The organism is Bacillus cereus group sp. BfR-BA-01382, from assembly GCF_022663475.1.
In the GTDB taxonomy this organism is placed as follows: Bacteria; Bacillota; Bacilli; order Bacillales; family Bacillaceae_G; genus Bacillus_A; species Bacillus_A thuringiensis_S.
In genome coordinates, this window is the sequence record NZ_JAKUFQ010000159.1 from 1 (window position 1) to 8,565 (window position 8,565).

The following is an 8,565-nucleotide window of genomic DNA, read 5'->3' on the forward strand; positions in this document are numbered from 1 at the left end:
GGCGAATTTACCAACAATTATTGGAAATAACAAACAAAAGAAAAAATATATCATCGTACCTTATATGGAAGCGAATGAGTTAACGACAGCTACGGATGAGGAAAAATACGATTATTCTGCAAAAGAACTTTATACACGTTGCCAAATGTTAATTGATGGATTAGCAGGTATTGGTGTAAAAGGAAACATTTTAGAAACGAATGAAGTTGCAGAAGTAATATTTGGTGTCTATCACAGACAAAACCATTCACATGCTGAAGGTGTTGTAAGTGGTGAATACTTAAATCTTATGGTGGAAGGTAAGAAGAATCCATTACAAGAGGTATTACCAGAAGGGAAATTGGATTGGATTTTATATGAATCTCAAATTCGCTTAGAAAAAGAATTATTAGAGAGTAACGGAGTAGATGCAGATGTAAAATCTTCAGCAAATAAAGCGATTCAAGAAATCAATAAAATTCGAGAAGCTGTTGCAGGTTACTACAAAACACCATCTGTAGAAATTCCAAATATTCCCGAGATGGAGGCTGATAAAGATGTCATTCTTTAAGAAGAAAAAATCAAAAAACAAAATAAACGGAGATGCAATTATTGATTTAAATGCCAATCATAAAGAAGAACAAACAGATACATTAGAAAGAGGGACAAGGAGTATGAAAGATTTTGTTGCTCCTCCTTCTTTTGATAGAAGTTTTGATGATTGTTTAAAAGTAGGAAATAAATACGTGCGTAATATGGTTATGCAAGGATTTCCTACAAACGTATCTGTGGGTTGGCTTGATTTGTTATATAGCTATGAAGGTGATTTAGATACAGCGTTATATATCGAACCTGCTGATGATAGAACAGCTCTTGATGAATTAACGCATAAACTTACGCAATTCGAATCGCAATTACAAATCGAAACTGAAAAGGGGAATATTCGTGATATTACACGATTAAGAAATACGATTGTTCAATTATATAACCAACGTGAAAAATTAGAGCAAAACTATGAAAACCTTTTTTACATCCAAATCACATCGAATTTATATGCGGATTCCAAAGAGGAATTGAATAAGGAATCCCAAAAGTTAGACAACAAATTAAAGGGTAGAAAGGTTTATATGATGCCTACCTATTTAAGACAAGATGATGGCTATAAATCAGCTCTTCCATTTGGGAAAACATACATATTAGATTCATTCAGAAACTTCAACTCTGGAGCCCTAACAGCATGTTTCCCATTCTATAATTCTGAAATCTCTCATGAAACAGGTATTTTCTGTGGAGTGAATTTATCAACGTCTACACCTGTATTAATTGATTTTTATGATAGGAATAAATTAAATAACTCGAATATTACGGTATTTGGTCAAGCGGGTTCTGGTAAAACATTCTTCGTGTCTTTATTAACAATGAGAAGTGCATTACGTGGTGTACGTACAGTAATTATTGACCCTGAGGGAGAGTACAAACCACTTACAAGAGCATTAGGAGGAGCACATATCTATGTAGCACCTGACTCTAAACACTTCCTTAATCCGTTTGATGTAGAGACAGAATATAATGTGGACACTGGTAAAGAGGAGATTGATTTAAAATCGAAAGTTGCCGATTTGTTAAACCTTGTAGCGGTTATGGCAGGAGGATTAACACCTGAACAACGTTCAATTGTAGGTCATATTCTTGCAAAAGTATATAAGGATAAAGGCTTTACATCAGACCCTGATTCGTTATATGACAATGAACCATACTTTGATGAGTTAACTGGCGAGTTCTCAGAAACTGGTCGTAAACGTCAAATGCCAAGATTTACAGACTTCCATGATGAATTCGAGTCTTATGCAAGAAAAGAACAGAATAAAGAATTAGAAAGTTTAGCAAATGCACTAAAAATCTTTAAAGAGGGTGGCGTGTATGACATGTTCGACTGTTATACATCTGAAGAATTAGCGAACTTTAAAGATGCACCAATTGTTACTTTCGATATTAGTAGATTAGAAGAAAGCGTACTTCGACCAATTGGTATGTTTGTTTCAATGAGTTGGACTTGGGAGAAATTTGCCAAGAAAAACCCACATATTAAAAAACGTATTGTCTGTGATGAAGCATGGATGTTAGTAAATAAAAACATGGCAGGATTCGAATATACATCTCAATTCTTAGAAAACTGTTCAAGACGTATCCGTAAACGTAACGGTGGATTATTAGTAGCATCTCAAAACTTTATCGAATTTGCGAATAATGAGCAAGGTAAAGCGGTATTAACGAATGCTGTAGTCAATATCTTCCTACGTCAAGATAGTACGGATATTGATTTATTACAAGACACATTCAAATTATCTGATGGAGAAAGAAACTTCTTACTACAAGCACAACGAGGAGAGTTACTGATTCGTATGAATGGAGAAAGCTCTGTTGCTTATGTAATGCCATTTGAATTTGAAGTGGACTTAATTAAAAAAGCACATCAAGCGAAACCTTTGGATGAAGTAGAAGAGAATCATAACCACATTCAAATAAAGAAAAAAATCGCTTAATGTAAGGAGGGATACTTATGAGTGACCGAAAAAAAGGAGGGTTTTTTAAAACCCTCTCTAAATTTGCAATAACCGCTGTTACAGCAACATCATTGTTGTTATCGCCTATTAAGGCATACGCTCATGATGCGTATTTTATGGGGATTGCCATTGATTTTGGTTCTAATCGCTACAATGCAGTTATTTCATTTGATGATAATACAACCATTGAATCAAACCATAGAGAATCAGAAATTGGTATATTTGCAGAAAAGGCTAAGACAAGCAACTTTGAAATTCCAAGTATAAAAGGAGAAAAAGATAAGGTAAAAAAAGCATATGACGATTTAGTACCTAAATCAGGATATTTTAAAAGTGATTGGCCTTTAGTGTATTCATTCCCTGGTTATCATACTGGAATGACTGGTGGTTCTACTGCGGCAACTGGATTAGATAGAGAAAGAGCATATTGGGTTGCTGATACATTAGTTAATTCATTTAATGATGCAATTTCATATATCATGTCTGTTTCAGGATTTTCTAAAAAAGATGCAGAAAAGGATTTTTCAAGGGAAGACTTTGTAGAGTTAGCCATTCAAGTTGCTAATGCTTCTGATTCAGCGATGGATGGAAACTCAACAACTATAGATTTTAATGGGAAATCATTCGAATTTTCATCAGGTAGTGATGTTCCAAATCCAGTGAAGGGAACTAAAAAAGACCATTATATTAAGGTAAAAGGCGAAGGGGCTAATACTGCATATTTTGTTGCGATGGTACCAAAGGGTTATTACCCTGGACAGGAATTAGCAAGTACATTACCAAAAGAAGCACAAAAAGATGTAAAAGATAATGAAGTGAAAAATTTAGATTGGAAAAGAATTGTATTACAAGGTAACACAAACTATGTAAAAAATGAAATCACATTTTCTCAAGTAGATAAACTGGCTAAACCAGGTAAAATCGAACAATATTTTAGTGAGTTTATTAGTAGTGTTTTAGGAACAATTCGTCAATTATTAGGATTATATAGTTTCCAAGAGTTGATGTTAAATGATGGTCAACGTTCAGCAACAACTTATCAAGGAATTATGCCTTTACCTTGGTTTGATTCAGCTCAATCACTATTCTGGGCGTGTCAATGTCTTGCTTGGGCACTTATCATTGGAGCAATTGTAAAATTATTAGTTTCCCGAAACTTGTCGGCAGTAAACCCAATGATGCGAGTAAATTTAATTGATGGCATTCAAAACCTTTTATTGACTGGTTTTATGTTAGCTTTAATTGGTCCTTTATTCCATGTATTAGCTCTGATTAATTTCAAATTAGTTGCTGTATTTGGAAGTGCATCTAATTATTCTCATGCATTTGGAACAGCAGATACCATGAGTTCAGGATTAGTAGGTGCTATTTTAATCAATATTGCATTCTTCATCATCATGATTTACTTTAACTTTGTGTACATCATGAGGGCGATTACAGTAGCATTACTGTATTCAACTGCACCATTATTTGTTGTATCTATTGCATTTGGTGGTAAATACAAGCAATTGTTTGGTAACTATATGAAAGAATTAACATCAAACATTTATATGCAATCATTCCATGCATTAATGATAGCTTTCTTTGCCAATGTTACTACATTAGGTCAAACAAGATTAATAGAAAGTATCATCTTGCTTATTGCATTTGTACCAATGACACAATGGTTCCGTCAAAACCTAATGGGACTTTCTGGCGGTGGTATCTCAGGTCAAATTGGTGGTCAAGCATTAAGTATGGGTATGGGTATGGTAGGAGGAGCTACCGCAGGATTTATGGAGCAACGTAACCGTAAGAAAACTATGGAATCTGTAAGTGGAGGTTCACAAATGAACAAAAAAGGAGCCCAAAACTTCAATGGAATTGGAGCAGGTGGTTCTGGCGGTGCAAATATGGGAGCGAGTTCTATGGCAGATGTAGATAGTAAACAAACTCATGCAATGAACAGTCAGATGAGAGGAATGAATGGAACAGCAGGTGGCAATAGCCCTACACCAAGCTTAAAGAAAAAATCAATTCTTAAAGAAGGTGCGAAAGGTATGGGTAGAATCGCAATGGCAACCGCAAAGGTAGGTGCAGTTGGTGGTGTCATGGCAGGTTCAAGTGCTGTTGGCGATAGAGCAGGTATGGGATTAGCTACTGACCTTGCAAAACAAAAAGGTATGCAAACTTTTAATAAAGCAAATGATAGCTTTACTGCACGTAAGGAAAATGGGAATGGAAACATTAAATCTGCATTGGGCACAATGAAGGACTTAACAACAGGAAGCTCACCTGATAGTTTAGATTCTTACACACAACAAGCAGAAGGATATATGAAAGAAGATATCGCAAACAATGGAGCTGTTACTCGTTATCATAATGTAAAAGGGTTAGAAGAAGATACTGGAATTAAACAAATGGTTGATGTAGGTGACAACAAAATGTATGTAGAATACGACTTTGATGAAACGACTCAACAATTTAATAATTCTAACTTAAATGGAACGCAAGAAGAACAAAACCTTGCAACTGTGATGGAATCATTCAAAAACAATGATAAGCAAGCAATGGATTATTACAAAACAAAAGGTATTCTTCATGCTACAGCAAATAAAGAAAAAGGAACTGTTGGTATGTGGGTAGATAAAGAAGCATTTGGATATAAAAACGTATCAAAATCTGGAAATAATTATATTATTCAAAAAGATATGAATGCAAACTTCTCCAATAATGAAATGCTTAAAATACCAAATTACAGAAAGGTTAAGAAATAGAAACAGTGAATTTAGAATGAGAGATTTGTCGTATGAAAAACGATAAGTCTCTTTTTTATATTCATCTCATTAAATAGTTAGTTTATTTTCGAAAAAAATAATTGACGAATAAGTATTAAAGTTATATAATATAATTATATAAATGAATATTAAAAAACAGGAAGGGTTTGTGATAACTCTACAAAAAAAGGAGATGATAGTATGCTACAAGAATTACTGGATGGTTATTTAATATTTTTAGTTGTGTACTCTCTGTACAAAATTATTGATGCAGGTATATACCACTTGAAAGAGAGACCGAAATTAAAACGAAATCGAGAACAATACTTGCGAGAAATGGGAAGATTAAAAGACTAAGATTCCCTTTTCATGCGGTTCAAATAAAAATAGATTTTTAATATAGGAGGGTTCTGTTACCTATTTGGTAATGGAGCCCTTTTTGTGTTTTTAAAAGGAATAAGAGAGTGATAGACAATGGCGATTTTTCTTTGCTAACGTCTATCCTTTTTTTATTCATTTTATTTTCACTATAGTTAAAACTTGGTAGAACTCGTTATATATAGTTAATAACAATAGTAAAAGAATAGAATAAAGATAAAGCGTTGAAAGGGGGAGAAATCTATGAATGAAGAGAACAAAAACGGTACAGATGCCACATCGCAAATAGCAGAAGAACAAATGAATAAAACGATGCAAAAGGGTGCAAAAAAGACAGGGAAAATGGCAATGAAGGCATTGAAAAAGGGAACAAAAATGATTTTAAAAGCAGTTTTTGGTGCCTTAAAATCACTTGTAATTGCTATTCTTCCGTATCTATTAATTGCTATTCTTATATTCTATTTATTCACTGTTATTTTTGACACTATTTTTGAAAGTCGAGGGAAAGAACAGGGCTATCAAATGGAAGACGAGAAACATGATAATAAGTTAAAAAAGAATAAGCTTGGACAATGGCAAGCTATTAATTTGTCGCCAGGTAATAAAATGATAAAGGCTTTTTATACGTATTTTTCAGACCGTTCATACTACATCACAGTTGGAGATGAAAAGAAACTATATACAGCGGATGACCCTGAAATAAAAAACAGGCAAATTAAGGACAAAAATGACAGAGAAAAAATGTTTTATTTAAGTCCTAATATGTTGTGGACTCTGGATGAATTTCTTTTTGATAATAAATTTAGATTTCCAGAGCAATTTCTAAAACCAGTCTATCATGACCCTGAAACATTAGAAGCTAAACAATTAACTGATGATAAAGGGAATTTAGTTGTAGAGAGTAATAGCTATGAGGAGGGTGGGAAGCGAATAAACGATAAAAAGGAAAAAGGTGTTTGGGATTATGGATTCGCCCCAATTCTTCATTACTCAGAATATGAAGAACAAAAAGAAGGTAGAGGAAAAGTTCTTTATGAGGATTCATGGGATGAGGAAAAACAACAGGTGGTTCAAAAGCAAAACATTCCTGAAGATAAGCAAGAAGAACACAAAAAGTCAGTAGAAGGATATCCGAAAAAGGCATGGATGATTGATAAAGTTGCCTCACCTGCGGGTAACATTCAAAACAAGATTCAAAATGAATGGAAAGATACAGGAGAAAGATATGAAGAAAAAATTCCATTCAAGCAAAAGGTAAAAAAATCGAGAATGGTTACTAAGACTCGTGCAAAAACAAATGGAGCAGGTCTTCCACTATTCAAAGATGAAAATGGTAGTGAAACAGTTGTACCAAATTCACAACCAATTACAGAAAAATATGAAGAAAAAGAGTGGTATGAAGAAGAAGTTACTATGTTCAGATATGCAGAAGGAACAATGTGGGAGCAAACACCAGAATACGAAGGTGAACCAGATACATCAAGTATTACGGGAAATCGTTATTTTAGAGATTATTTACAAAACTTTGAAAGCCGTGTTCCACTTGATGCGGCCATAGTGTTTGATGTAAGTGCTCGAACAAGGAAAGATATTAAGGAATTAGAAGCTTTACTAAAAGAACATGAAGAAAAGGATGCTCAAGCACAACAAGGTGGTGGGCAGGTAGATATGGGTGAGTTCAAGTTAGGTGAAGGTGCTGACTCTGAGAACTACAAGAAATCACTTCAATATATTGAGATATTCAAAAAATATGGAGAGATGTTTGGTGTAGACCCGTATTTATTAGTTGCTAAGGCATCCCAAGAATCTGGTGGTGACCATGAAGGAAGCCTACCTGGTGGCAGAGGATACAATGGTGCGGCGGTTGGATTAATGCAGGTTGAAAAACCAGGAGAGGTTATCAAAGGTGTAACTGCATTTAACTTCCAAACAAAGCAAGAAGAAACGATGAACATAAGTGGTCCTGGGGATGTAACGGATGTGGATGCGAATATTAAAGCAGGTACAATGGAATTTGCTTCTCGATTAAAAGGTAATTTCTACAATGTATTACTCTCTATTCAAGCCTACAACTATGGACCTGGTGGTACAAATGCCATTGTTGACTTGTATGCACAAGAAACAGGTAAAACATCTGATGAAATTAGACAGAACACTGGAGACACTGGATGGATGAAATTCCGTGACGAGGTTCATAACAATCCTTCTAAATACTTTAGATGGAGTGGTAGCACTTACGGTGATGCAAAATACATAGAACATGTATTACGTTACTATGCTTCTCCTGAAAGTAAAGCACCTTGGGTAATGAAAGAAGATGGAACAAAAGTAATGGCTGATGGAAATCTTGAAGTTGGTTCAGCAAGTGGATTAGAAGTGAAAGGTGGCGGTGGAGACTTAGGATTTAGTTCTTTCATCAAAGGTATATTTGATAAATTAAAAGAACACTGGAACGATTTATTCCCTGACAAACCATTACATAACCCACTGGAGCCTACGGTAGAAGGTTTTCTATATAAAAATAGAATAAAAGAATCTCGTTCACAAGATATTATTAATATGATGTTTGTTATGGAAGAACAAAAATATTTATCTGAATTTGATGACATGACAGATGAAATGTGGAAAGAACGATATGCTCAATTATTTAAAAACCCATTAGGTACATCATGGGGAGGAAAGAAAAACGGATTGGATGTAAATAAAGTATTTCCAGACGGATTTAACAAACCCATTGATGTTGACCCTCCAACTATTGTGAAGCAGTTTGGTTTAGTACCTGAGGGGGAAAGTAAAGGATTACATCAAGGTATTGATATTCTCGCTCCAAATGGAACAGAAGTGAAATCTGTTTCAGATAAAGGGCGTGTAATGAATATTAGTACAAC

At 34.5% G+C, this 8,565-nt stretch carries 4 protein-coding genes and 1 pseudogene; all 5 read left to right on the forward strand.

Features of this window, described 5'->3' with window-relative positions:
• Window positions 1-550: pseudogene (locus MR160_RS31880) on the forward strand (hypothetical protein); the annotation flags it as partial.
• Window positions 537-2,522: a VirB4 family type IV secretion system protein gene (locus MR160_RS31885; RefSeq protein ID WP_098297213.1), complete on the forward strand. Its 1,986-nt coding sequence runs from the start codon at window positions 537-539 to the stop codon at window positions 2,520-2,522. The pseudogene MR160_RS31880 and the gene MR160_RS31885, both read left to right, overlap by 14 nt.
• Before the next feature lie 17 nt (window positions 2,523-2,539).
• Window positions 2,540-5,299 (forward strand): hypothetical protein, encoded by a 2,760-nt coding sequence (locus MR160_RS31890; protein WP_242299060.1) that lies wholly within the window; start codon window positions 2,540-2,542, stop codon window positions 5,297-5,299.
• 201 nt (window positions 5,300-5,500) lie between these two features.
• Window positions 5,501-5,656, forward strand: coding sequence for a hypothetical protein (locus tag MR160_RS31895; protein WP_242299061.1), 156 nt, complete (start codon window positions 5,501-5,503; stop codon window positions 5,654-5,656).
• A gap of 264 nt (window positions 5,657-5,920) precedes the next feature.
• Window positions 5,921-8,565, forward strand: a 2,645-nt coding sequence (locus MR160_RS31900) for a transglycosylase SLT domain-containing protein (RefSeq protein WP_242299062.1), incomplete at its 3' end; no start/stop codon positions are given.

What these genes read in the sequence shown, in the direction of transcription:
- MR160_RS31885 (WP_098297213.1), top strand. Translation starts at nt 537, where the DNA reads ATGTCATTCTTTAAGAAGAAAAAATCAAAAAACAAAATAAACGGAGAT.
- MR160_RS31890 (WP_242299060.1), top strand. Translation starts at nt 2,540, where the DNA reads ATGAGTGACCGAAAAAAAGGAGGGTTTTTTAAAACCCTCTCTAAATTT.
- MR160_RS31895 (WP_242299061.1), top strand. Translation starts at nt 5,501, where the DNA reads ATGCTACAAGAATTACTGGATGGTTATTTAATATTTTTAGTTGTGTAC.